Origin of the sequence: Pseudahrensia aquimaris (genome assembly GCF_042676045.1) — a bacterium.
Taxonomy (GTDB): Bacteria; Pseudomonadota; Alphaproteobacteria; order Rhizobiales; family Rhizobiaceae; genus Pseudahrensia; species Pseudahrensia aquimaris.
The window spans coordinates 759,762-784,214 of record NZ_JBHTJV010000003.1; the positions used below are offsets into that span (position 1 = coordinate 759,762).

Genomic DNA, 24,453 nt, shown 5'->3' on the forward strand with positions numbered 1-24,453 from the left:
TCAGAATCTCGGCAGATCGGGGAAAGGCACTTGGCCTTTATGAACGTGCATCCGACCAAGTTCTGCGCAGCGGTGCAGTTGCGGGAACATCTTGCCGGGGTTGAGCAGGTGATCAGGGTCGAACGCGCATTTGACGCGCTGCTGCTGCTCCAGATCCGCTTCGGTGAACATGGACGGCATGAGATCGCGTTTCTCGACGCCCACGCCGTGTTCACCGGTCAGCACACCGCCAACTTCGACGCAGAGACGCAGAATATCGGCACCAAACTCTTCGGTCTTTTCCAATTCGCCGGGCACGTTTGCATCATACAAAATTAGCGGATGCAGATTGCCATCACCCGCGTGGAACACGTTCGCCACGCGCAGATTGTAGTGGTCGGACAATTCACGCATCCGCGCCAGAACAACCGGCAACTGACGGCGCGGGATCGTGCCGTCCATGCAATAATAATCTGGCGAGATGCGGCCCACTGCGGGGAAAGCCGCCTTGCGGCCAGCCCAGAACGTGTTGCGTTCGTCTTCGGATTGCGAGACGCGCAGAGTGGTGGATTTGTTGCGCTTGGCAATCTCTTCCACACGACCAATCAGATAATCGACCTCCGCTTCCGGTCCGTCGAGTTCGACGATCAGCAGCGCCTCCACGTCCAGCGGATAACCGGCATGGACGAAGTCTTCCGCAGCATGGATGGCAGGCTTGTCCATCATCTCCATACCGCCGGGAATGATGCCCTCTGAGATAATTTCGGCCACGCATTGGCCAGCATCTTCGCTGGTTGGAAAGCCGATTAGCAATGCGCGGGCCGTCTCCGGCTTTTGCAGAATGCGAACGGTCACTTCGGTGACGACGCCGAGCAGGCCTTCGGAGCCAGTGATCACGCCCAACAGGTCGTAGCCCTCGGACTCAAGGTGTTTGCCGCCGATACGCATGATTTCGCCGTCAATGGTGACAAGTTCAACACCGATGACGTTGTTGGAGGTGAGACCGTATTTGAGGCAATGTACGCCGCCGGAATTTTCTGCCACATTGCCGCCGATGGAACAGGCGATCTGCGAGGATGGGTCTGGCGCATAGTAAAATCCGCGCTCTTGCACGGCATGGGTGATGCCAAGATTGGTCACGCCCGGCTGCACCACGGCGCAGCGGTTGTCATAGTCAATTTCGAGGATTCTGTTAAAGCGGCTCATGACCAGCAGCACAGCATCACCCAGCGGCAACGCGCCGCCTGACAAGGAAGTGCCGGAACCACGTGGCACCACGCGAATGCCCTGTTCTCCGCAGTAGCGCATCACGTCTGCCACCTGTTGCACCGTCTCCGGCAGCACCACCACGAAGGGCAGCGTCTTGTAAGCGGTGAGGCCGTCGGATTCGAACACACGCATGGAGTTTTCGTCCGCTATGACACCCTCGCCGGGCACGATATCGCGCAGGGCATCGACGATTTCGGCACGGCGCGAAAGCGTCTTTGTATCGAGTTCTGGCATGACTAGGCCGGACATGGCGGGCTCCTCCTCCAATTGGTAAAAAATGTTTACCAGTCAATTCACTTCATTCACAAGACCAACTGGACAAATAATTTGACCAGTGAACAACCTCGCTTCAAAGTCACTGAGAACAAAACTCGCATATAGCGCACGCAATTCCCATGGTTTTCACACCAATCGAACAAAACCGAACGTCGCAGGAGGTTGAGGCCCAGATTGAGATGCTGGTGCTCGAAGGCGTTTTGCGCGGCGGCGACAAACTGCCGGGTGAACGGGAATTGTCAAAATCGTTGAACGTCTCGCGCCCGATTCTGCGGCAGGCCATTGCGGCGCTGGCAGATAAGGGCTTGCTGGTCACCCGTCACGGCGAAGCAACCCTGGTAGCGGATGTGATCGGCACAATCTTCGCCGCACCCGTCGCCAAGCTCATTGGCGAGAACGTTAAAGCCAAGATGGACTATCTCGAGTATCGACGCGAAATCGAAGGGTTGGCGGCCGCTATGGCCGCGCAGCGGGCGACGGAAGCTGATCGCACGCTTCTAACGCGGATTGCAAATGATATGCGGGCCGCTCATGCGGCAAAGGACGCAGCTCTGGAAGCGCGCATTGACGTTGAGTTCCACAACGCCATTGTCGATGCGGCCCATAACATCGTGCTGCTGCACACCCTACGTTCTTGCTACCGGCTGCTATCGGAAGACGTGTTTTTCAACCGTCAGGTTCTCTATGACCGCGGCGGAATGCGCCGCAAATTGCTTGACCAGCACATCGCCATTTACGATGCGATTATGGCGCGGGATGCCAATGCCGCGACCGAGACCGCGCGGGCGCATATCGTTTTTGTGATCGAGGTGCAGGAAGAGTTACAGAAATCCCGCACCCGCGATGTGGTGTCTGAAAAGCGGCTGGAAGCGCGGGGTTGAGCCTTATCGGTTCGAGCGCACTTCCTCAAAGTCCAACAGATTGTGCCGACCAACTTTGGTGATGTCCGTCTCGCCACACAGGGCCATTGTTGTGTCCAACTCGCTTTGAACAAGCTCCAGCGCCTTGGTTACACCCGCCTCGCCCATCGCGCCAAGGCCATAGATATAGGCGCGGCCGATATAGGTGGACTTTGCGCCAAGTGCGATGGCTTTAAACACGTCTTGCCCGGTGCGGATGCCGCTGTCCATGTGGACTTCAACACGGTCGCCCACGGCGTCGATGATGCGCGCCAGCATGTCGATTGGTGCCGCGGCGCCGTCAAGCTGTCGTCCGCCATGGTTGGAAACGATGATCGCATCTGCGCCCATGTCGGCTGCGATTTTCGCGTCTTCTACATCATTGATGCCTTTGAGAATCAGCTTGCGGTCCCAACGGGCCTTGATCCAGTCAATCGAAGACCAATCCAGCGATTGGTCGAACTGGCTCTGCGTCCACGATGAAAGGCTCGACATATCGTCAACGCCCTTGGCGTGGCCGACGATGTTACCGAATGTGCGATTTTGCGTGCCCAGCATGCCCATGCACCAGCGCGGTTTCATGGCAAGATTGATCATGTTGGCAATGGTCGGCTTTGGTGGAGCGGACAGGCCATTTTTCACGTCCTTGTGGCGCTGACCCAAAATTTGCAGATCAAGCGTCAGCACCAACGCTTCGCAATTGGCGTCATAGGCACGCTTGATGAGTGCTTCGATGAAGCCACGGTCGCGCATGACGTAAAGCTGGAACCAGAACGGCTTGGTGGTTGCTTTCGCCACCTCCTCGATTGAGCAAATACTCATGGTGGACAGCGTAAACGGCACGCCGAACTTCTCCGCCGCCCGTGCTGCTGCGATCTCGCCATCGGCGTGTTGCATGCCTGTCAGGCCAACGGGAGCGAGTGCCACGGGCATCGCCACTTCGCGGCCAATCATCTCGCTCTTCAACGTGCGGTTATCGATGTTCACGGCAACCCGTTGGCGCAGTTTGTATTTCTCGAATGCGCTTGTGTTGTCGCGATAGGTGCCTTCGGTATAGGCGCCAGAATCCGCATAATCGTAAAACATGCGCGGTACGCGGCGGCGGGCGAGAGCCTGAAGATCGGCGTTACAGGTGATGGTCACGGTGGCGGGCTCCTAGAGATAACGGTCATTGCGCAAAACCATCTTGTGCCTGCGCAATTGTCGTGGTTCCCTTTGGCTATGCCAATTGCCTTAGGTAAATCAAGACTGCCCGATGGGATGCGCCTCTATGCCGTGGGGGATGTTCACGGTTGTCTGAAGCAATTGAACAGGGTGATTGCCGCCATTGAGGCCGACCGAGAGAAACGGCCTGCGCCGAAATCGGGCATCATCTTTCTCGGCGATTATCTCGACCGAGGGCCGGAATCGAAGGGCGTGGTCACACGGCTCATTCATCTTATGGCGCGCGACAAAAGTGTTCTGTGTCTTGCGGGAAATCATGATCTGGCGCTGCAAAAGTTTCTCGATTTTCCGCTGGATACAGGCGAGAATTATTTCAGCAATGGCGGAGCTTCCACTTTGCGGTCGTACGGTGTGCGCGTGCCGCGTCCGCCCTTCACCAAGCGCGAAGTGAAAGAAATCGTTGCTTATGCGCAGCAATTGATCCCCGTTAATCACCTCCATTTTTTCGCAACGCTGCCGCACGGCGCAGAGTATGGCGACTATTTCTTCTGCCATGCAGGTATCCGCCCCGGGGTGGCGCTCGACAAACAATCGCCGGAAGACCTGATGTGGATCCGACGCGATTTTCTTGACTACAAAAAACCTCTTGAAAAGGTGGTTGTCCACGGCCACACGCCCCGTGACGATGTGGAATTTCACAAAAACCGAATTTCGGTCGACACACGTTGCTTTGCCAGCGGCAAACTGTCGTGCGTGGTGTTGGAAGGCAAAGACTACCGCGTATTGAAAACGCTATGAGGCGGCACAGCCCATTGCAAAACCGGGTGATGCCAACAGGCGACATCGTCGCAATCCCCATGCGTGGCACCATGCTGGGCAATCGCGGTGGACGGTTGCACGATCCTGACACAAAAGAGCTGCATAAGACGCGTCGCTGGGCCAGTAAGCAGTGGATTTGCTGTGAGACGTCGTTCAACGGCCGCCAACGCGAAGTGATGGGTCACAGCTACACAGAGTTATTTTTTCTAGATGAAGTGACCGCTTTTGCAGCTGGCCACCGTCCCTGTTTTGAGTGTCGCCGCAAGGCTTTCCTTGCGTTTGCAGCGGCTGTTGCACGGGCGAATGGCTTGGCAGAACGGATGACTGCACCCGCAATGGACACGGTGCTTCATGCCGAGCGCTTACAAGGGCGCGTCAAGCGCACTCACGCATTGGCTTGGGGTAATCTGCCCGACGGCGCTGCTGTTTTGTTTAAGAACAGGACGTTGATGAAAAATAAGGGGCAGGCTCTGGAATGGTGGGCGGATGGTTATCGATCGCACGGATTGGACATCGACGAGCTCGTCCAGCAACCAGTAGAGTGCCTCACGCCGCCGCTGATGCTTAGCGCTCTAGCACATGGTTACCCACCGCGTTGGCACGTTTCAGCGGACACCGCCTAAAAGACGAAACCCCGACGCGCAGGGATGGGGTGGGGCGCATCGGGGTCTCGGTTGTTCCGCTAGAGATCAAAACCGCGGAAGATGTGTAGGATGTGCGTTACGAAAACACCGCATCAAATTCTGGCTCGGGCATGTCGGTTATCTGGTCTCTTGGCGGCTCCATGTCGATCAGCACGCCTTCGTCGCCTTGGGTTGGCTGAGGAAGGAAGTCGCCAGGTTGCACGTCTTGGGGACCACCATCATCGTTGTTTGAGCCAACGAACACGATGACGTCGCCGTTTTCATTGAACAGATCGTCGTCGGACAGTTCGCCGCTGCCAGCCGTTCCTTCTTTCCAGTCTATCCGGGCCTGCTGAAGCTCTTCACGGGCTTCGCGCAATTCCGCGCGGGCTTCACGAACAGCCTCACGGGCTTCCTGAATTGCTTCACGGGCTTCGCGAACTGCTTCACGGTCGCCGTCAGCACGGGCCTGTTGGAGGACTTCACGGATGGCGAAGACTTCTTCACGCGCTTCCTGCACTTTTTCGCGGGCCTCATCGCGGGCGTCGCGGAATTCTTTTATGTATTCTTCACGTTCGGCGCGGATCTCTTCGCGGATTTCCTTGCGGGCTTCGCGGATTTCGCGAACCGCATCGCGGTCGCCTTCCATGCGGGCTGCCAGCAACTGAAAAGTCGCGTTAATGTAGTTGTTCAACAGGTCGGCGCTTGCGCTCAGGTTGTTGTCGAATATCTTGTTCATTCGGTCGATGATGTTCATTTGGTTCCTGCTCCTCGTTTAAGGTTTTGGCTCTAACAGGATCTTGGTGCCCCGCTGTCAGCTTTCCGAAACCTACAGAAAAAACTGATCTTGTCTTGCTGGAACCACTGGAATGCCAAACCGTTTGTGAAGCCGGGCCGCGCTGTTTTTGCTCAACTTTTCAATAAATTGAAGGTGTCCACCGCGAGCGATCTGCGAGACATCACAAGGCTGCTTAGTGCTTGAGCGGTCGCCGTGGGATTTGGGCAAAATTCTGGTTTCAATTCAATCAAACTTGACCCAAATTGCCCCAATGCCACGCTATGATTTTTCCGCCCAGAGACTGTTCCTCGACACCCCGCTTATGACGGGTAGCCTTTGCGAGTTGGACCGCAATCAAGCCAACTACCTGCTTAATGTACTTCGGCTGAAAGATGGCTCAGGAGTTCTTGTGTTCAACGGGCGCGATGGCGAATGGCAGACGCGCGTTGTCGTAGAAGGGCGCAAGAAGGCTCATCTGGAGTGCATAGAACAAGCTCGTGCGCAAACAGCGGCTGGCGATCTCGTCTATCTGTTCGCCCCGCTGAAACAGGCGCGGCTGGATTACATGATACAAAAGGCTGTGGAGATGGGCGCCAGCCACATCGTGCCTGTGCTGACCCAATACACTCAGGTGCGAAAGGTGAACGCAGAGCGGATGCGATCCAACGCCATAGAGGCGGCAGAACAATGCGGCGTGCTTTCGATACCCACATTTGCAGAACCGGCAGACCTTGCCACTGCCATTGATGCTTTGGAGAGCGATCGCACCATTATCTTTTGCGACGAGGGTGAGGCAAGTCAAAATCCGCTGCCCGCTTTGCAAGCTATCGAGCGTGGCCCGCTTGCCGTTCTGATTGGCCCGGAAGGCGGTTTCAGTGAAGATGAACGCACAATGCTGCGCGAACGCGCTAATGTTGTTCCTATACCGCTCGGGCCGCGTGTACTGCGTGCAGACACCGCTGCGGTGGCGGCTTTGGCGCTCGTGCAAGCCGTGCTTGGCGATTGGAAGTAAAAGTTTTGGCTTGCCCTCGCGGCGTTGTGAGGTTTAGCGATGGGGCAACAGACAAACGCTAGAGCATCTTTCGCATGGCTCGTGATACAACCGACACCACCCCGCTTGAGACCCGCGATCAACTGATCGGCACCATGTCTGGTGGCTGCAAGCCCAAAGAAGCCTGGCGGATCGGCACCGAACACGAGAAGTTTGGCTTCTACACGAAGGATTTCTCGCCAGTGCCCTACGAGGGCGAAAACGGCATTCGTGCGCTGCTGGAAGGCATGCAGGAAAAGACCGGTTGGGAGCCAATCGTAGACGCAGGCAATATTATCGGCCTCGCCTCCACCGACGGCAGCGGCGCGATTTCGCTGGAACCGGGCGGGCAATTCGAGCTTTCCGGCGGCCCTTTGGAGACAGTTCACCAGACCTGCCGCGAATCCAACCGTCACCTTTCGCAGGTGCGCGAAGTGGCGGAACCAATGGGCATGGGCTTCCTCGGCGTTGGCGGTTCGCCTAAGTGGACCTACGACGAGACACCGAAGATGCCAAAATCACGCTACGACATCATGCGCGCCTATATGCCGAAGGTCGGCAGCGGCGGCCTTGATATGATGCACCGAACTTGCACCATTCAGGTCAATCTCGACTTCTCTTCCGAAGACGACATGCGCCGCAAGATGAATGTCTCGACGCGCTTGCAGCCGGTTGCTTCGGCTTTGTTCGCTTCATCCCCCTTCACGGACGGCAAGCCAAACGGCTTGCTTTCATGGCGCTCGGACATCTGGCGCGACACGGACAACGACCGCGCAGGACTGCACGACTTCATGATGGCGGATGTTTTCTCATTCGAAGCATATGCAGACTGGGCACTGGACCGGCCGATGTATTTCGTTTTGCGCGACGGCAAATACCACGACTGCACCCATGTCACCTTCAGACAATTTATGGACGGCGCGTTAAAGGATGAATTGTCCGACCCTGTCGCGAACATGGGCGACTGGACGAACCATCTGGGCACGTTGTTTCCCGATGTTCGGCTGAAGTCCTTTCTGGAAATGCGCGGCGCGGATGGTGGTCCGTGGCGGCGCATTTGCGCCCTGCCCGCTTTGTGGGTTGGCCTGCTCTACGACGAAGCCGCCCTGGATGCCGCTGAAGTGCTAGCGCGCGAACTTACTGTCCAAGACGTTCGCGCCATGCGCGAGGCCGTTCCTGCGCAGGCTCTGGCTGCGCCCGCAGGCAAGAGGACGGTCGGCGAACTCGCTAAAGACGTGCTTTCCGTCTCCCGCGCCGGACTGAACGCCCGTGGCAAGCTGAATTCAGAAGGCGGAACCGAAGCCCACTTTCTAGCCCCACTCGATGAAGTGATCGCCTTGGGCGAAACGCAGGCGGAACGGATGCTGACGCAATATGCAAGCTCTTGGGACGGCGAGATAGATCACATATTTGAAGAATGGGCTTATTGATCGCTTGCTTGTAACGGTTTGGACCATACGCCAATTCGTGCAGTCTTGCGGCAATCACGATTGCGCTAGTGTTCACAAAATTGCCCATGTTGTTCTCTCACTTGGGCGAAAGTAACCGCCCCCGGATAGGAGCCCTGCAATGACCTTTGACCTGTTGACCCGTCGTAAAGTTCTTACCCTTGGCGGCGGCATTGTTGCCGCTGGCGCAACGGGCATCATCGTGCCTGCCACCGCCAAGGGAATTGACCCAACACCTTCGATGCGCGGCGGGGCCAACAATTACCGCCCCGGCGCCCCAATTGTGGAGCGCATCGGCAAGGGTGGGTTTTTAATGACAGGCACCGTGCGCCGAGCGGGTGATGGCGCTCGTTTGGGTGGCCAACGCATTCAGGTTTGGGCGCATACTGTAGAGGGCTACGAAAGCGATCCCGAGAGCCATGGCGCAACGCTTACCAAACAAGACGGTACTTTTGCTCTGGATATGCCGCAGATTGTGCCCGCCTTCGGACAGGCACATGCGCATTTGGCGTATGATAGTGAAGAGTTCGAGACGGTGTTTCTGCGCCCAGTCATGGCCAGCTCGAAAGACACGACGCTGCATGCCGACTTTGTGTTGAAACCGGTCTGATTTCCAGTCTGATGCCAAGATGAGCCGATACAAAACGGCGGTGGTTTGGGCAGCGCTGTTGGCGGCGATTATCGTTCCTATGGCACTGTCTGCCTTGAGCCCCCAATTAGCTTGGCGTGGCCCTGCCTACATCGTTGCAGGTTTTGCCGGCGTTTTGGGTCTTGCATTGCTGCTGCTTCAACCTTTGCTCGCAGGCAGATTTCTTCCCGGCCTTTCGCCGCTGCGCACACGCTATTTCCACCGAATCGTTGGGAGCCTGCTGGTGTTTGCAGTGGTAGTGCACGTCGGTGGCCTATGGGTCACCACGGCGCCGGACGTAATCGACGCGCTCCTGTTTCGCTCGCCCACGCCATTCTCGGTATGGGGCGTTGTTGCGATGTGGGCGGTCTTCGCGGCTGCCTTGCTGGCAGCGACTAGAAAGCGCATCCGGTTGCGATGGAGCACTTGGCGGCTGTCGCACGCAGGGCTGGCTTTGGTCACGGTGGTAGGCACGGTGGTTCACGCCATGCTGATCGAAGGGACAATGGAGCTGATTTCCAAGACAGTGCTGTGCGGCTTGGTTTTGATCGCAACCGGCGTGTTGCTCTTTAGTCTATGGAAGAAGGGAACGCGAAAGATCGTCTGAATGGATCCTCTTCATGCGCAACCGCCCGATGCCCGTCTTCATCTCTTAGAAAGCATTCATTTGCCATTGGAAAAACCGTCGCTGGTCACTTTTTCGCGCGCCTCTTTTTGCGCCCGTGATACAAGACTAGCCATGAGTGATGAGACAACAACCAATGCGCTGGAAGTTTCGGTGTCCGAATTGTCGGGCAAGTTGAAACGTACGGTTGAAGACACGTTCGGCAATGTTCGGGTGCGTGGGGAAATCTCTGGGTTTCGCGGCCCACACTCTTCCGGTCATTCGTATTTCTCGCTGAAAGATGAGAGGGCCCGCATCGACGCGATCATCTGGCGCGGTCAGGCGGCGAAGCTGAAGCATCTGCCTGAAGAAGGACTGGAGGTCATCGCATCCGGCAAACTGACCACCTATCCGGGCCAATCAAAGTATCAGATCGTGATCGACGCGCTGGAGCCGGCGGGTGCAGGCGCGTTGATGGCTCTGTTGGAGGAACGGCGGCGCAAATTGCAGTCCGAAGGGCTGTTTGCCGAAGAGCGCAAGCAGTTGCTGCCCTATATGCCAATGGTGATCGGCGTAGTGACATCGCCAACAGGTGCCGTAATCCGCGATATTCTGCACCGGCTGGCGGACCGTTTTCCCGTCCACGTGATCGTCTGGCCCGTTCGGGTTCAGGGTGAGACTTGTGGGCGCGAGGTTGCCAATGCGGTCACGCAACTCAACACATTCGGCGAGAGCAACGCCCTGCCCCGCCCGGACGTCATTATCGTGGCGCGTGGTGGGGGGTCTTTGGAAGACCTTTGGGGATTTAACGACGAAGAAGCCGTGCGGGCTGTAGCCGATTCGATGATCCCAGTGATCTCTGCCGTCGGTCACGAGACCGACTGGACGCTGATCGATCATGCAGCGGACTGGCGTGCACCAACGCCGACTGCAGCGGCAGAACGCGCCGTGCCCGTGCGTGCGGAGCTGGAAGCCCTCGTTGCCGATCTGGGCGCACGGATGCGCGGTGCCATGAGCCGCCGGATGGAAGTGGAGCGCAATGCAGTTCGCGCAGCTGCACGAGGGCTCACCAGTCCCGATATGTTGCTCGCTATGCCGCGTCGTCGGTTTGACGAAGCTGCCAGCCGTCTTGATTCAGGTCTCATGCGACGGGTGGAACGCGCACAAGACCGGTTTGGGTATGCTAGCAGCCGTATCATGCCAGATGTACTGAAACGACACTTGGACACCAGCCGCGAACGTTATTTCCGAGCGGCGAGCGACCATTCGCGCAGCCTTCAACGGGCTGTTGAGCGCTCAAAAGCGAGGTTCTTGCCGATTTCTGCACAAGTGCGACCCACATCCCTTCTGGCGCTGATGGAACGCTCGTCAAGCCGCCTTGCCCAGTCTGATCGATCGCTATCGCGTCTCTTGCCACAGGCGCTATCGGCGCGGGCGGATCGGTTGGCAAAGTCGGCTCGGCTGTTGGAAACACTATCCTACAAGGCTGTTCTTGCCCGTGGCTATGCGGTGGTGCGCGATGAAAACAACGTTCCGATCATGAGTTCAGCGGCTGTCAAAAGCGGTTCGGCCCTGCAGATCGAAATGAATGACGGAACGGTAAACGCTGTCTCTACGGGTTTGGAAAAAGTCTCATCATCATCCGCTAAGCCTGCCGAAAAGAACGTACATAGCGGTAAAACAGATGGGCAAGGCAGCCTGTTTTAGCGCATTTTTGGCACGCAATTAGATCATGAAAACCCATGTTTCATGGGCAATTGAACGGTCTGATCAACCAATCATTCACACATTGTAAGTAACTTTCTCTCGAAGAAACGTGCCGGGTTGCACGACGAAACGGGCGAAGGTCGAGATTATGGCTATCACAGCGAAAACAACTATCGTGAAAAAGGCATCTCAGGCAAAGAAGGTGTCCATCGAAAAAACAAGCCTCACACCGACAATCGACGATTTGCAGTTCACCTCGCGGCATGACCTTGAACGCGAAGTTGCCGAACTGCGCAATCTCGTAAAAGAAATGAAGCTCGGTAAGACGGTAGACGATGTTTCTGGTCTTGCTAACCGCGGCAACTTCCTCGATCAGGCCAATGCAGAATTTTCCCGCGCTCGTCGCTACGGTCATGAACTCACACTCGTTGTGACGGACATTTTGAACCTGCAGCGCCACGGCGAAGAGCACGGCGACACGGCACCAGATCAAATCATCATGGCTGTGGCGCAAATGTGCCTCTCCTCCAGCCGTTATGGGGTGGATGTTCTGGGCCGAATTACTGAAAACCAGATTGCAATCATGTTGCCGGAAACTCCACTGGCTGGCGGCTTGCAATTTATGTCGCGCATGCGCCGCGTGGTCACTGAGACCCCAATCATGCTGGACAACGGTTCGCAGGTGAAGCCGGGCATTAAGGTTTCTGCTGACATGCTGCGCCCTGAGGACGACAGCTTCATGGATCTCTTCCAGCGCACATGGAAGCGCACAAAGAAGAACCCTGCGACGAAAAAATCTGCCGTCGCTTAGAACGATCCGACTCTTTGGGAAATGGTACGGCTGGACCGATTCGAACGGTCGACCTCTGGATCCACACTCCAGCGCTCTAACCAACTGAGCTACAGCCGCACATGCCTATCGTAGGCGGTGTTGGAATAGGACCAAATTGCCCCCCTTGCAAGACCCGGCCTGCCCTAATTCGGCAGGCCGTTTTGCTTTTTATGCCGATTAACCGTGAAAGCCACATTGTTAGGCCAAGAGGTGCGTAATGCTGGATAAATCGGGCCACTCGCGGTATTAACAAAGCGTTAACAACAGTCGGGCTGGAATTGATGATCGCGCTTCGCGCCTCGAATTGCTCCAGCTCAAGTAACGACGAGTGATGCGTATGTCGGCAAAGAAAACTTCAGCCAGCGAGTTCATCGCATTGCCCGAGATCAGAAATCATCTCGCGGCGCCCCATGCGAGCGTGCTGTTTTCTGCCGACCTTAACCAGATATTGTGGGCCAACGGCCACGGCGTCGGCCTGATCGGTGCTGCTGGTAAGGTTGATCTCAACAATTCGCCTGCCACCGCGTCTACAATGCGCCAGATCGCCGGTGCAGTAGAAAAGCTGGAAGACGTGGACCGTGCCAGCGCGGCCATGCGCATCCGTGCCGGGTTCAAAACCAAATTGCTGCCGTTCACCGTGCGGATGCTCGATCTACCAAAGACTAAAGCTCAGGGCGTTTTGCTGGTGACGGATGCGCTGTCCAACCGCCGCATCAACGCAAACGAAACGGCGCAGGCCACGGTGAAATCGCTGGACGGTGCGGTTCACGCCAGCGTCGTGTTTGACGACAAGGGAACCATTCTTGCTGCATCGGATAATTACGATGGGTTAAAATTAACCGACAGCCTGCTGGCGAATCTCGCGCCGGAGCTTTCCGCCAATGGAGGCGCAGCGATTACGCGGCCTATCAAATCCAAGACGATGGCATATCCCGGAGACGCCTCACGGCTGCTTGAAAAGCCAGAGTTGAACCTTTTAACGCTCGGTGCGCCAACCAAACTTGCTGTTCCCAAAAACAAGCCGGTAGCCAAGAAGGCAAAATCAACATCGCAAAAATCTGCGGCGCCAAAAGCAAAAGCCGTCGCTGAACCAAAGAAAGAAGCACCCGCACCAGAAGCGCCAAAGGTAGGTGCGTTTTCTTCCAAGCGCGTCAAGCCGGGCGAGAGCGGGCCGGGCAAATGGTACTATAAGCAGACGCCGGCAGAGCCTGCGATTGAGACTGTCGACAAGCCCGAACCAGCTAAAAAGTCCGAACCAAAAAAGGCAGCTACACTCGGTAAGAAAAGCCTTCCGAAGGCAGAGCGGGAAAAAGTGGTCCCGCCAAAGCCTGCGGAAGAAAAGCCAAAGGCACCTGTTCCAACAAAGAGTGAAGAGACCGCCAAGCGTTCATCCTCGCGCACATTTGTGCAGAAGATTGAGAAAAAAGCCCCCCCTTCGCCGCAGCCAGAAACGGCGGAGGTTGAACAGAAGCCTAAGGAGAAACCCCGCTTCGGTTTGGTGCAGGATGTCGATAACAGCGATGTTCCAAACCTCGACAGTGAGCAAGCTATACCTTCAACATCACTCTCCAGCGTTGCAGATATGGACGATGGGAGCGACGCTTTCCGTTTCACGACCTCGGCTCGCCCCATCCGCTTTGTCTGGTCGACAGACGCCGAACAACGGTTCACGTCCGTCTCACGTGAATTGGGGCAGACGGTTGGACCCGGCTTCAGCGAGCTTGAGGGAAAAAGCTGGCGCCAGGTGAGCAATCAATATGCGATTGCCCAGCAGAACGAAATCGCTGCATTGTTGGATAAGGGTGAAACCTGGTCTGGGAAGACCGTCCTTTGGCCCATCGAGGGTAGCGATTTGCGCGTTCCAATCGACCTTGCTGGCCTGCCCACCCACGACCGTGAGCGCAAGTTTGCAGGCTTCAACGGTTTTGGAATTATCCGAACAGCCGATGCAATGGTCTATGTGCCGGAAAGTGAAACCGAAACGAAAGAAGAAGCTCCCAAATACGGATTACCGAAAGCCACGCAAATGATCGTCCGTGGCAAAGGGTTATCAAGCGATGAGGAGAACGCCTTCAACAAGATTGGTGAAAAGCTGGGTGACGCTAGCGCTATCGGCATTCCAACAGTGGCACCTGACAACAACGCCAAGCGAAACAGTGAAACCGAAAAGCCCGCAAAGCAAACTGAAGAAATAACGCCTTCTGCTTTTGTGGCCCGCAAGGTGCGGACGCCGGAGCATGATGTTGATACATCAATCCTCGCGCGTCTGCCAATTCCTGTTCTGGTTTATCGAGGCGAAGATCTGCTTTTTGCAAACACCAATTTTTTTGCCACTACGAAGTATAACGATCTGCAAGATCTAGCGCGAGCTGGTGGTGTGGATGCGTTGTTTGGAGCCCATGTCTCCACAGTATCGAGCCACGATGCGCGCATTTACGACAAGGACGGCGAGTCTTTACCTGTTGTTCCAAACATTCAGCGCGTACCGTGGGACGAGCACCGCGCTATGCTTTTGACCATGCGCAAGCGCGATCCGGGCCGTGATCGATCTGACAAGGGCAATCCGGATACGCCTGAAAACTCGCATGGACCGGAGGTTCATAAAAGCTCTGGTTCGCGTAGACCTGTTTCGCTGGTAGTTCCTTCCGATCCTGTGCACCCTAAAGCGATCCCCACGGCTTCTGGAGAAACGCCATCGGCTTCAAACGTTGCGAAGCCTCCGCTGCTTAAAACTCCAGCGGGTATCGTCAACAACGTTACCCCGCTTCGTCCGCTTCGCAAGGCGTCCAATGCTGCATTTGGAAACCTTGACGCCAGTGATTTGCGCAACATTCTCGATACGGCTTCTGATGGCGTTATAGTGTTGAGCGAGGAAGGTCGTGTGCAAGCGCTCAATCGCTCTGCGGAGGCATTGTTCGATCTCAATTCTTCTGATGTGGGCGACCGCGAATTCGCAGATATGCTTGCGCCAGAAAGCCGTCAGGTGATGCTGGACTATCTTGAAAGCGTGGGTGCATCTGGCATGGCAAGTGTGCTCAATGATGGCCGGGAAGTTATCGGGCTAACGTCAAAAGGCGGCCTTGTGCCGCTCTTCATGACGATGGGCAAACTGGCGGACGGCAAAGGCCGCTGCGCCGTGCTGCGCGATATCACCCACTGGAAAAAAGTAGAAGAAGAGCTGCTGACTGCCCGCAAGGATGCCGAAGAAGCCAACCGTCAGAAAAGCGAATTTCTCGCAACTGTGAGCCATGAAATTCGAACGCCCCTCAATGCCATTATAGGCTTTTCCGATTTGATGATCAGCGAGAGGCTCGGCCCGATCGAGAACGAACGGTATCGTGGCTATGTGCGCGATATCAAAACATCGGGGAAGCATGTTCTCGATCTCGTAAACGATCTGCTGGATATCACCAAGATTGAAGCCGGTCAGATGGAGATGGAATTTGCATCATGCGACTTGAACACGGTGATCGCTGAAACAGTTGCATTGACCCAGCCGCAGGCAAACAAGAACCGAGTCATCATTCGCACCAGCCTATCAGCCTCCGTCCCTAATATCGTAGCGGACGAACGCAGCTTGAAGCAGATCATTTTGAATCTGGTTTCAAACAGCATCAAATTCACAAAGCCTGGCGGCCAAGTGATCGTTTCCACGGTCTATCAAAACACCGGCGAGGTGGTCTTGCGTGTGCGTGATACTGGCGTGGGCATGAGCCGAGATGACATTGAAGTAGCGATGCAGCCATTTACACAGCTTGCCGCAAAGCCTAACGTACGAAATGAGGGAACGGGGCTTGGCCTGCCGCTAACGAAAGCGATGGTCAACGCCAACCGCGCCACATTTAATATCGAAAGTGAGCCGGACAGCGGAACGTTGGCCGAAGTCATTTTTCCCAGCCAGCGGGTGCTGGCAGATCGCTGAAGGCAATTATCTGAATCAATTGACAAATTTCAGTCTTTGGAACTGTTATAGTTTAGAATTATTCTAAGCTATTGTTTTTATTCTGTTTTTCCTTGACGAGCCATATTTGAAACCATACGCATTGGGTGTGGGCATCGCTCACAACTATGTTCTCCACGGGGCCTTTAACCCCGCAGGCTGAAGGAAACTCAAATGCCAATCACTAAAACCATGCGGGCGGCCACGGCTGCCCTTTCTATGACCACGCTTCTCGGCGCGGTCCCTGCCCTTGCAGACACCGTCAACATCTACACCTATCGTGAACCAAACCTCGTGCAGCCTTTGCTGGACGCTTTCACGGAAAGCACCGGCATCAAAACGCAGGTCTTGTTCGCCAAAAAGGGTCTAGCCCAGCGCATCGCATCAGAGGGCGAGAACACGCCTGCTGATCTGATTATGACGGTCGATATTTCACGCCTGGACAGCGCTGCAAAACTGGGCATAACCCAGCCAATCAAGCTCGATAGTGTAGAGCAAAACATTCCAGCCGAGTTCCGCGATCCGGACGGCCAATGGATTGGCCTTACTCAGCGCGCGCGTATCATTTACGCATCTAAAGAGCGCGTTAAGGAACAGGCCATCACGTATGAAGAATTGGCCGATCCAAAGTGGAAAGGTCGTATTTGCACCCGTTCAGGCCAACACGTTTATACGATTGGTCTGGTATCTTCGATGATCGCGCATCTTGGCGAGGAAAAAGCGCAAGAGTGGCTGACGGCTGTGAAGAACAATCTTGCTCGCAAGCCCACAGGTAACGACCGCGCTCAAGTGAAGGCTATTTACGCTGGCGAGTGTGATATCGCGTTGGGAAACACCTATTACATGGGCAAGATGGAAACGAACGAGAAAGACCCTGAGCAGAAAGAATGGGCCTCTTCCGTGCGCTTGATTTTCCCAAACGCGGAGGGACGCGGAACCCACGTCAATCTTTCTGGTGTCCAGCTCACAAAGCACGCTCCGAATAAGGAAGCAGCTTTGAAGTTGATTGATTTTCTGGTCAGCCCTGAAGCGCAGAAAATTTACGCCAGTTCAAACTTTGAATACCCGCTCAAGCCCGGCGTTGAGCCCGATGCACGGGTGGCTAGCTGGGGCGATTTGAAACCCGACACTTTGCCATTGTCAAAAATCGCTGAACTGCGCAAAGCGGCTTCGGAAATGGTAGACCGCGTCGGTTTCGATGACGGACCTGCCTCCTAGAGCAACCACGCCAAACAAGATGCCGGGTACGACAGCGCCTTCTGCGCTGTCTGCCCGGCTTTTGCTGTTCGGTCTGCTGGCGGTCTCTCTGCTGCCGCTGGCCGCGATGGTATTCATCGCAATACGGGGTGATGTCGATTCTTGGCCACATTTGATCGCCTTCGTTTTGCCGCGCACGATGGTCGATACGGTCTCGCTTCTGATTTTGGTGAGCATCGGCACCACGATTATCGGCATTGGGACGGCGTGGCTGACGGCTCTTTGCGAGTTTCCGTTTCGCCGATTTTTCGCATGGGCTTTGATGCTGCCGTTGGCTGTTCCAGTTTATATCGCAGCCTACAGCATGGTGGAGTTGAGCGACTTTTCAGGACCGCTTCAAACCACTTTCCGCGATGTTATGGGCTATTCCTCACCACGCGATTATTGGTTTCCCGACATGCGCTCGGTTTGGGGCGCAGGATTGATATTCTCGCTGGTTCTTTATCCATATGTCTATCTCTCCGGTCGCGTGACTTTCTCCATGCAGGGCGCTGCTGCGTTGGATGTTGCACGCTCGCTTGGTGCTTCTCCGTTGCGCATGTTTCGCGAAATCGGCGTGCCAATGGCCCGCCCCGCGATCATTGCCGGCGTTTCGCTGGTGTTGATGGAAACGCTCAACGATATTGGAGCGGTTGAATATCTCGGCGTGAAAACGATCACGTTTGCCATTTTCGAAACTTGGCTCAACCGCGACAGCCTGAGCAGCGCGGTGCAATTATCGCTGGTCGCGCTGGTGATCATCGCGCTGTTTATCTGGCTGGAACGCGCGTCTCAGGGCGGACGCTCATACAAAGGCTCCGCGCGAGAGCGCCCACCGGCTCGCATGGCGCTGACGGGTTGGAGGAAATGGGCCGCCTTTGCCGGATGTGCCGCGCCTATCGCGCTTGGCTTGGGTATTCCGCTAACAGTATTGGGCGGCTTCGCGGTGCGGCGCTTTGATGAAATGCTGCAGCCGGAACTTCTCTCCGCTGCGGGCAGTTCCATCATCATGTCACTGCTGACTGCAACCGCCTGCACGGTCATTGCCTTCGGCTTCCTATTGACGTCGCGGATCACCCGCCAACCACAGCTGGCAACGATGGGCCGGTTGGCGACACTTGGCTATGCCGTGCCGGGGACTGTGCTGGCTATCGGCCTGCTGGTTCCGTTGGCAGCCTTTGACAACTGGTTTGACGGTTGGATGCGCACAGTCCTTGGCTTCTCATCGGGCCTTCTACTTTCCGGCACGCTGTTCATTCTCGTTTATGCCTGCACGTTACGCTTTCTCGCGATTGCATGGGGCACAGTGGAAACGGGGTTTGGCCGCGTGAGCGACCGCATTGATATGGCCGCCCGTGGACTTGGGCGCACACCCTGGCAATTGGCGTTTGAAGTTCACGCTCCTATTCTCAAACCTGCGCTCACTGCTGCTTTCCTTTTGGTGTTCGTTGACACGATGAAGGAATTGTCTGCCACGATCCTACTGCGCCCCTTCGGCTTTGAAACGCTAGCAACATTTGTCTATGGCCACGCCTCGCAGGCAGCCGTTGAGGAAGCGGCTTGGGCAGCCTTGCTGATTGTGCTGATTGGTTTAGTGCCTGTGGTAACGCTCGGCAGGTTCTCTCCCGTTGCAGGATCTCGCTGAAACCCAAAAAAAACGCGGACCCGAAGGCCCGCGTGGGAAAAGTTAATTGAGCTGACAGCGAGGTCCGTAGGAAGATTACGTGATCTCTGGGGAAGGTGTGCTGCAATTGTGCGTTACGCCTTCGTTGGTTAAACTATGGGGGTCAAATCTTGTCCATATCTTGCCGGATTACAGACAATTTTAGGAATTCGGCGCCGTTTTGGATAGTGGTAAATTTCCTCGAAAGCTCTTGTTAACCACCCTGATTAGGTTTTGCCCCTTACTGGAGGGCCTTTCCGTTGCGTCATGACAGTTCGGAGAGATTTTCAAACAGTTTTAGCGCTTCCGGGTTGGCTAAAGCCTCTTGGTTCTTAACACTTCTGCCGTGGACAATATCGCGAACAGCAAGCTCCGTGATCTTGCCAGACTTTGTTCGGGGAATATCTGCGACAGCAACAATGACAGCAGGAACGTGGCGCGGGGACGCGCCGTTTCTGATCTTCAGCTTGATCGCAGCCTTCAATTCATCGTCCAGCGTGAAGCCCTGCGCCAGCCGCACAAAAAGCACAACGCGGGTATCGCTTTCCCATTGCTGGCCGATGCACAGCGCTTCCTCTATCTCGGGCATCTGCTCGACTTGATTGTAGATTTCTGCCGTGCCGATGCGCACGCCACCGGGGTTCAACGTGGCGTCGGAGCGGCCATGAATGATCATGCCGCCAGTATCCGTCCATTCAGCAAAATCGCCGTGGCACCATACGTTGTCGTAGCGATCGAAATAGGCCTCGTGATATTTGCGTCCATCGGGATCATTCCAGAACCCAACGGGCATGGAGGGAAACGGCTGCACGCAGACCAATTCGCCCTTCTGCTGTCGCACGTCTCTGCCGTCCTCGTCCCACACTTCCGTGGCCATGCCCAAAACAGGCCCTTGAATTTCACCCGAATAGACGGGCTGCCACGGAACGGCGCCAACGAAACAGGCGGCGATGTCTGTGCCACCCGAGACAGACGCCAGATGCACGTCGCGCTTTATGGCTTCGTAAGCGTATGCGAAGTTTTCTGGCGCAAGAGGCGAGCCGGTGGATGCTATGACCTCCACGTGAGAAAGATCATGAGTGTCAATCGGCCTGCGGCCTTCATTTCGCACCGCGTCAATGAATTTAGCTGATGTGCCGAAGAAAGTAATTTTCTCTTCGCTGACATAGTCGAACACCGCGGCTCCATCGGGATAAAACGGCGAACCATCGTAGAGCATGATTGTTGCTTTCATCACCAGCGCGGAAACCAGCCAATTCCACATCATCCAGCCGCAAGTAGTGAAATAGAAAACACGGTCGCCCTCTTTGATGTTGCAGTGCAGCGCATGTTCCTTGGCGTGCTGCAGCAAAATTCCGCCCTGGCTGTGGACGATACATTTGGGAATTCCGGTCGTGCCGGAAGAAAACAAAATGTAGAGCGGATGATCAAACGGGAGCCGCTCAAAATTCACTTCCTTGGCGGTGAACGGTGCGATGAAAGCATCCAGTGTGCTTGCATTTTGCATTGCCTGCGCCACACTTTCTGCACTGTCCAGATAGTCGATCACAACAGTTTGACGCGCTGTCAGTTGCGGTGCGACAGCAGCAACTTTTTGCGAAACGTCAATGCGCTTGCCGTTGTACCAATAGGCATCGCAGGCGATGAAAAGTGTCGGCTCAATTTGCGAGAAACGGTCCAGCACTCCCTGTTCGCCAAAATCCGGCGAGCAGGATGACCAAATTGCGCCAATGGAGTTGGCCGCCAGCATGCAGGCTAATGTATGCGGATGATTGGGCACCATTGCCGCGATCCGGTCTCCAGCCGTCACGCCAGCATCTGCAAAAGCCTGTTGCAAACGCGAAACGAGGGCGTGGAGTTCGTCCCACGTCATCTCCATGCGCACTTTGTCTTCGCCGCGAAATACGATTGCCCGATCATTGCCCTTTTTGGCGAGCATGTTCTCGGCATAGTTCAGCTTTGCGTCGGGAAAAAACTTTGCACCTGGCATTTTATCGCCATCCATGAGAGTGCGTTCGCCACGCTCACCGCGCAGTTCGCAATAATCCCAAATGGCGGTCCAGAAGGCCTCGGTGGAGCCAATCGACCATGCATGTAGGGCGTCATAGCGGTTAAAAGTTTCGCCCGTGCGTTCAGCGACAAAACGGGCAAAGTCGCTCAATCGGCTCTCGCTCACGCGCTTTGCATCTGGTGTCCACAGAGGCTGGCGTTTGGCTGCGGTCGTGTCGGTCATAGCGCTTTCTTTGCTGTTGCTTTTCATGCAATGCGGACGTTTTCGGTAGCATGCGGTTGGGCGGATGAGAACCTCCGATAAGGAGCACCAATCAATGGGTTTTTCGCATTAACGCAATGGGTGAATATCTGCACAGGGCTGTTCTCAAAACGTGAGCAAAGGCTTACAAGAATCACGGGATGGGCTGCAGCGCAGTTACTTCCGCGGGGCAAGGAAACCATGATGAAACGCATCATCATTGCAGCAGTCGTGATTGTCGCTCTTGTGGCGACCGTCTTTCTAGCGCTGCCGCGCCTGCTTTCCGCTGACACGATCAAAGCCGCCATTGAAAGGGAATTGAGCCGCATTTCCGGCCAATCCGTCTCTCTCAACGGCGAAGCACGCGTCTCGCTGCGCCCTTATTTGGGGTTGAACTACACCAATATCCGCATCGGCGGACCACCAGCCGATGACAGTCTGCTTACGGCCGAAGAACTGCAAGTTCAATTGCAGGCCAGTTCTGTGTTGTTTGGCGATCCGGCGATCAAAAGCCTGCATCTGGTTCGTCCCCATTTCCGCTTTAAGATTGATGAAAAGGGTAAGCCAAACTGGGCGCTGGATACCAGTGCCAAACCAGACCAACCAATCGCCGGGATGGGGCTGGTTTCTATATCAGAAGGTATTGTTAGCTATTCCAATCAACTTAGCGATCGGAAAGAGCAAATCACTGCCATTCGCGGCACGATCAATTGGCCTAAAAGCGGGCAATCGGCGGCAGTTAACGTGGCCGGCATCTGGAACGGCGAAGCATTTGACGCTGAAATAAACGCGCAGCAACCGACCGCCCTTTTGACCCAAGGTATCAGTCGACTGAATGCGACTTTAAGCGCGGCTCCTGTTCAACTCTCCTACGTTGGGAGCATCACGCGCACGTCTGCTACTATGTTCGATGGCGATTTCCAGATAACCGCGCCATCAGCTACCCGGTTCAGCGAGTGGATCAAGCGTCCCCTTCCCGCTGCCGCCTTGATCGAAAGACTGGCGCTGTCTGGCCAACTGACTGGTTCGTTGGATCGGCTGATTTTGTCCAACACCAATGCTCAGATTGGCGAAGCGGTGGGCGAGGGTCGGTTGAGCTTCGAGATTGATGAGAGCCTCATTGCCATCAACGGAACTCTCGCGTTCGACACTATTATCTTACCAACACTGGCGGAACTGGGCCGCCCTGTGGGGCCGAGCGATGTTGCGGGCGCAAGTATTGCACAGGGATTGGCTATGGACGTGCGCCTTTCAGCCAATAGCGCCACAAGCGGTCCTCTGGCGATGCAAAACCTTGCGGCCAGCCTTTTTGTAAAAGATGGCAAGGCGCTTTTTGATGTGGCACAGGCAGAGGCACTAGACGGCCAAGTGGCCGGCACATTTCAACCCCGCACAGATGCAAAACTGGGTTTCAGCAGCGATCTGAAGCTCACCGGCATAGACCTTGAACAGTTGGCAGGACTGTATGGCGAGGGCAAAATTTCCCTGCGGGGGCGGGGTGATGCAAGGTTCAAGCTGGAAAGTGTTGCCCCGACCGCCGATGTGGTTCTGACTCGGCTGAACGGCTCTGGTTCGGTAAGTGGGCAGAACGGCACATTGGTTGGCGTAGATCTTAACGCGATCTCCAGACGGTTGGCAGACCCGGGAACTATCCGCTCAGCGGATGTTTTTGATGGCTCCACCAGCTACGGCTCAATGAACATCGCGTTTTACATCGCCAACGGAATAGCATTTTTCCAGAACACGAAGCTGGAAGTTGATGACATAACCGTAACTCTCAGCGGCCGCAGTGATTTGGAAGAACGCAACCTTGCGCTTCAAGGGCGTATTTTGCAAACACGGGAAGCGGCACAGGGCAGCAGTGTTCCAGCCACAGTATCCATGCCGTTTCTGGTCGGTGGAACAGCCTCATCACCGCTGTTTATCCCCCTGCCCGCCAACATTCAAAATGGCGGGCCGCCCAACGCTATCCCGCAAGCACCATCTACGGAGTGACAACTTTCAACTGCGCTTTTTGCGCAGTTACTGATCCGGATTTGCTCTCAACTTGTGATTTTAGCGCAAACAGCTCACAGTCTCTGGCGAAACCGGAGAGAGACTGCATTCCGATGCTGGTCCACTTTTCCGGATCTTGAGCCGCGACTTCTTCGGACACGAGCGCCGCAGCCTGCAGAGACTTTGTAAGTGATTCGATTCGCTCAACTTCGTTCACTACTGGGCCGATAACCGTGAAAGCCAAGCGATCAGCCACGCCAATATTACCGTAGAGAACTTCACCCACATTGATGCCAACACCGAAAAGAATGGGCATGTCGCCGTTGGCTCTTCGGCGCGCATTAACATCTTCAATCATGGCTTGGCTTTCCTCCAATGCCATCGTTGACATGCGAATTGCCTGCTTGCGACCTTCTTCGTTTTCGAACGGAAAGATAGCCAACACAGCGTCACCAATAAAATCCAGAACTTCGCCACCAAAGCGGGTGGCTGCTCCGGCTGTGCATTCGAAATATTCATTCAGTAAAGCCAGCAAATCAGCGGCAGGCATGGTGTCTGCGAGCTTTGTGGAATCGCGCATATCGGAGTACCAAACCACCGCCTGCACGGTTTCGCCGTCGCCCAGTTTGATGGCACCGTCAAGAACGCGAGAGCCGGCGTAGCGACCGAGGTAGGTCTCGGTCACGCTTTTGGCGATGCGCATGCGTATAGCCATTTTGCAGGCCGCAGCAAAACGGCGCTGGATCTTTTTCAGTGCCGCGAGGTCATCATCAGAAAAGCCGCTTTCACGATCTGATGACCAAGTGACAATAAGCCCACGGGACTGGGCATGCAGTTCAGCGCCGGTGTTTCCCTCAAAGCTGGTCGCAATGATGAGGTAATCTGTAAAGCCCTGCTCTGCCAGATCATCCAAAATTGGAAAATCGAGTAATTTATTTGGGCCCGTCAGATTGCGGCGAAACTCGGTGATGTTGTTCTTCAACATCATTGCCATAGGAGATCGCTTCCACTCTTCGGAAGCATCATCCTGGTGGCGGAATTGCTCGAACTCTATATCGCCATCGAGCCGCCACAGGATTGTTTCTGCCTGAAACAGGGGATGCAGCGTGGGCCATGTTACACGTGCGCGGGAAATCGGCACACCAACAGAACGCAAGCGAAAGCAGACCTGCTCAAACATCACAACAATGTCAGGCTCGGTCAGCGTTTGGTCGATAAGCCATTCGCCGATTTCGTTGATTAAGGTATCTCGGCTCATCAACTCGTTCCCATTGCGCTGGAGTAGATAGTCGGCATTACGCAAACAGGTTTC

Annotated in this window: 18 protein-coding genes and 1 tRNA gene; 13 read left to right on the plus strand and 6 right to left on the minus strand. The window is 55.4% G+C overall.

The features are described from left to right. Positions 1–1,497: an FAD-linked oxidase C-terminal domain-containing protein gene (locus tag ACFQ14_RS07065; protein ID WP_377211993.1), complete on the minus strand. Its 1,497-nt coding sequence runs from the start codon at positions 1,495–1,497 to the stop codon at positions 1–3. Between the two features lie 146 nt (positions 1,498–1,643). Here ACFQ14_RS07065 and ACFQ14_RS07070 point away from each other — a divergent pair, with 146 nt between their 5' ends. After that, positions 1,644–2,405 carry an FCD domain-containing protein gene (locus tag ACFQ14_RS07070; RefSeq protein ID WP_377211994.1) on the plus strand — a complete coding sequence of 254 codons (762 nt, stop codon included), beginning with the start codon at positions 1,644–1,646 and terminating at the stop codon, positions 2,403–2,405. Between the two features lie 3 nt (positions 2,406–2,408). On the opposite strand, the gene ACFQ14_RS07075 is transcribed toward ACFQ14_RS07070, so the two are convergent. Further along, positions 2,409–3,566 (minus strand): alpha-hydroxy acid oxidase, encoded by a 1,158-nt coding sequence (locus ACFQ14_RS07075; RefSeq protein WP_377211995.1) that lies wholly within the window; start codon positions 3,564–3,566, stop codon positions 2,409–2,411. Positions 3,567–3,644: 78 nt separating this feature from the next. Between ACFQ14_RS07075 and ACFQ14_RS07080 the strand changes: the two genes are divergently transcribed. Together ACFQ14_RS07080 and ACFQ14_RS07085 are read left to right on the plus strand one after the other, a co-directional pair. Continuing rightward, on the plus strand, positions 3,645–4,385 hold the full coding sequence (locus tag ACFQ14_RS07080; RefSeq protein WP_377211996.1) for a metallophosphoesterase family protein: 741 nt from the start codon (positions 3,645–3,647) through the stop codon (positions 4,383–4,385). 29 nt (positions 4,386–4,414) lie between these two features. Then, positions 4,415–5,029, plus strand: a complete 615-nt coding sequence (locus tag ACFQ14_RS07085; protein WP_377211997.1) for a hypothetical protein — start codon at positions 4,415–4,417, stop codon at positions 5,027–5,029. A 97-nt stretch (positions 5,030–5,126) separates the two neighbouring features. Here ACFQ14_RS07085 and ACFQ14_RS07090 read toward each other — a convergent pair whose 3' ends face one another. After that, positions 5,127–5,786, minus strand: a complete 660-nt coding sequence (locus ACFQ14_RS07090) for a hypothetical protein (RefSeq protein WP_377211998.1) — start codon at positions 5,784–5,786, stop codon at positions 5,127–5,129. Between the two features lie 292 nt (positions 5,787–6,078). On the opposite strand from ACFQ14_RS07090, the gene ACFQ14_RS07095 reads away from it, so the two are divergent. The 6 genes from ACFQ14_RS07095 (at position 6,079) to ACFQ14_RS07120 (ending at position 12,035) form a co-directional block, all read left to right on the plus strand. Further along, the gene (locus ACFQ14_RS07095; RefSeq protein WP_377211999.1) at positions 6,079–6,819 is read left to right on the plus strand and encodes a 16S rRNA (uracil(1498)-N(3))-methyltransferase; all 741 of its coding nucleotides are present in this window, start codon (positions 6,079–6,081) and stop codon (positions 6,817–6,819) included. A gap of 74 nt (positions 6,820–6,893) precedes the next feature. Next, complete coding sequence (locus ACFQ14_RS07100; RefSeq protein WP_377212000.1) at positions 6,894–8,267, plus strand: glutamate--cysteine ligase; 1,374 nt, start codon at positions 6,894–6,896, stop codon at positions 8,265–8,267. Positions 8,268–8,406: 139 nt separating this feature from the next. Next, positions 8,407–8,895: a twin-arginine translocation pathway signal gene (locus ACFQ14_RS07105; RefSeq protein WP_377212001.1), complete on the plus strand. Its 489-nt coding sequence runs from the start codon at positions 8,407–8,409 to the stop codon at positions 8,893–8,895. Positions 8,896–8,914: 19 nt separating this feature from the next. Next, positions 8,915–9,520 carry a ferric reductase-like transmembrane domain-containing protein gene (locus ACFQ14_RS07110; protein WP_377212002.1) on the plus strand — a complete coding sequence of 202 codons (606 nt, stop codon included), beginning with the start codon at positions 8,915–8,917 and terminating at the stop codon, positions 9,518–9,520. Between the two features lie 132 nt (positions 9,521–9,652). After that, the gene (gene xseA / locus ACFQ14_RS07115; protein ID WP_377212003.1) at positions 9,653–11,224 is read left to right on the plus strand and encodes an exodeoxyribonuclease VII large subunit; all 1,572 of its coding nucleotides are present in this window, start codon (positions 9,653–9,655) and stop codon (positions 11,222–11,224) included. A 202-nt stretch (positions 11,225–11,426) separates the two neighbouring features. After that, entirely contained in the window at positions 11,427–12,035 is a 609-nt protein-coding gene (locus ACFQ14_RS07120; protein WP_377212004.1) for a GGDEF domain-containing protein, read from the plus strand. Positions 12,036–12,057: 22 nt separating this feature from the next. Here ACFQ14_RS07120 and ACFQ14_RS07125 read toward each other — a convergent pair. Next, a tRNA-His gene (locus ACFQ14_RS07125) sits at positions 12,058–12,134 on the minus strand. A 259-nt stretch (positions 12,135–12,393) separates the two neighbouring features. Between ACFQ14_RS07125 and ACFQ14_RS07130 the strand changes: the two genes are divergently transcribed. The 3 genes from ACFQ14_RS07130 (at position 12,394) to ACFQ14_RS07140 (ending at position 18,877) form a co-directional block, all read left to right on the plus strand. Then, positions 12,394–15,978, plus strand: coding sequence for an ATP-binding protein (locus ACFQ14_RS07130; protein ID WP_377212005.1), 3,585 nt, complete (start codon positions 12,394–12,396; stop codon positions 15,976–15,978). Positions 15,979–16,170: 192 nt separating this feature from the next. After that, positions 16,171–17,214, plus strand: coding sequence for a Fe(3+) ABC transporter substrate-binding protein (locus tag ACFQ14_RS07135; RefSeq protein WP_377212006.1), 1,044 nt, complete (start codon positions 16,171–16,173; stop codon positions 17,212–17,214). Continuing rightward, on the plus strand, positions 17,195–18,877 hold the full coding sequence (locus ACFQ14_RS07140; RefSeq protein ID WP_377212007.1) for an ABC transporter permease: 1,683 nt from the start codon (positions 17,195–17,197) through the stop codon (positions 18,875–18,877). Before ACFQ14_RS07135 ends, ACFQ14_RS07140 begins: the two co-directional genes overlap by 20 nt. A 283-nt stretch (positions 18,878–19,160) precedes the next feature. On the opposite strand, the gene ACFQ14_RS07145 is transcribed toward ACFQ14_RS07140, so the two are convergent. Next, complete coding sequence (locus ACFQ14_RS07145) at positions 19,161–21,128, minus strand: acetoacetate--CoA ligase (protein WP_377212008.1); 1,968 nt, start codon at positions 21,126–21,128, stop codon at positions 19,161–19,163. Positions 21,129–21,350: 222 nt separating this feature from the next. On the opposite strand from ACFQ14_RS07145, the gene ACFQ14_RS07150 reads away from it, so the two are divergent. Beyond that, on the plus strand, positions 21,351–23,141 hold the full coding sequence (locus ACFQ14_RS07150; RefSeq protein WP_449301295.1) for an AsmA family protein: 1,791 nt from the start codon (positions 21,351–21,353) through the stop codon (positions 23,139–23,141). Here ACFQ14_RS07150 and ACFQ14_RS07155 read toward each other — a convergent pair. Beyond that, positions 23,131–24,399: an adenylate/guanylate cyclase domain-containing protein gene (locus ACFQ14_RS07155; protein ID WP_377212009.1), complete on the minus strand. Its 1,269-nt coding sequence runs from the start codon at positions 24,397–24,399 to the stop codon at positions 23,131–23,133. The two genes, ACFQ14_RS07150 and ACFQ14_RS07155, sit on opposite strands and share 11 nt — an antisense overlap. Positions 24,400–24,453 lie beyond the last annotated feature (54 nt).

What these genes read in the sequence shown, in the direction of transcription:
- ACFQ14_RS07110 (WP_377212002.1), top strand. Translation starts at nt 8,915, where the DNA reads ATGAGCCGATACAAAACGGCGGTGGTTTGGGCAGCGCTGTTGGCGGCG.
- ACFQ14_RS07135 (WP_377212006.1), top strand. Translation starts at nt 16,171, where the DNA reads ATGCCAATCACTAAAACCATGCGGGCGGCCACGGCTGCCCTTTCTATG.
- ACFQ14_RS07080 (WP_377211996.1), top strand. Translation starts at nt 3,645, where the DNA reads ATGCCAATTGCCTTAGGTAAATCAAGACTGCCCGATGGGATGCGCCTC.
- ACFQ14_RS07105 (WP_377212001.1), top strand. Translation starts at nt 8,407, where the DNA reads ATGACCTTTGACCTGTTGACCCGTCGTAAAGTTCTTACCCTTGGCGGC.
- ACFQ14_RS07100 (WP_377212000.1), top strand. Translation starts at nt 6,894, where the DNA reads ATGGCTCGTGATACAACCGACACCACCCCGCTTGAGACCCGCGATCAA.
- ACFQ14_RS07095 (WP_377211999.1), top strand. Translation starts at nt 6,079, where the DNA reads ATGCCACGCTATGATTTTTCCGCCCAGAGACTGTTCCTCGACACCCCG.
- ACFQ14_RS07090 (WP_377211998.1), bottom strand. Translation starts at nt 5,786, where the DNA reads ATGAACATCATCGACCGAATGAACAAGATATTCGACAACAACCTGAGC.
- ACFQ14_RS07070 (WP_377211994.1), top strand. Translation starts at nt 1,644, where the DNA reads ATGGTTTTCACACCAATCGAACAAAACCGAACGTCGCAGGAGGTTGAG.
- ACFQ14_RS07065 (WP_377211993.1), bottom strand. Translation starts at nt 1,497, where the DNA reads ATGTCCGGCCTAGTCATGCCAGAACTCGATACAAAGACGCTTTCGCGC.
- ACFQ14_RS07085 (WP_377211997.1), top strand. Translation starts at nt 4,415, where the DNA reads ATGCCAACAGGCGACATCGTCGCAATCCCCATGCGTGGCACCATGCTG.
- ACFQ14_RS07150 (WP_449301295.1), top strand. Translation starts at nt 21,351, where the DNA reads ATGAAACGCATCATCATTGCAGCAGTCGTGATTGTCGCTCTTGTGGCG.
- ACFQ14_RS07140 (WP_377212007.1), top strand. Translation starts at nt 17,195, where the DNA reads ATGACGGACCTGCCTCCTAGAGCAACCACGCCAAACAAGATGCCGGGT.
- ACFQ14_RS07145 (WP_377212008.1), bottom strand. Translation starts at nt 21,128, where the DNA reads ATGACCGACACGACCGCAGCCAAACGCCAGCCTCTGTGGACACCAGAT.
- ACFQ14_RS07130 (WP_377212005.1), top strand. Translation starts at nt 12,394, where the DNA reads ATGTCGGCAAAGAAAACTTCAGCCAGCGAGTTCATCGCATTGCCCGAG.
- ACFQ14_RS07155 (WP_377212009.1), bottom strand. Translation starts at nt 24,399, where the DNA reads ATGAGCCGAGATACCTTAATCAACGAAATCGGCGAATGGCTTATCGAC.
- xseA (WP_377212003.1), top strand. Translation starts at nt 9,653, where the DNA reads ATGAGTGATGAGACAACAACCAATGCGCTGGAAGTTTCGGTGTCCGAA.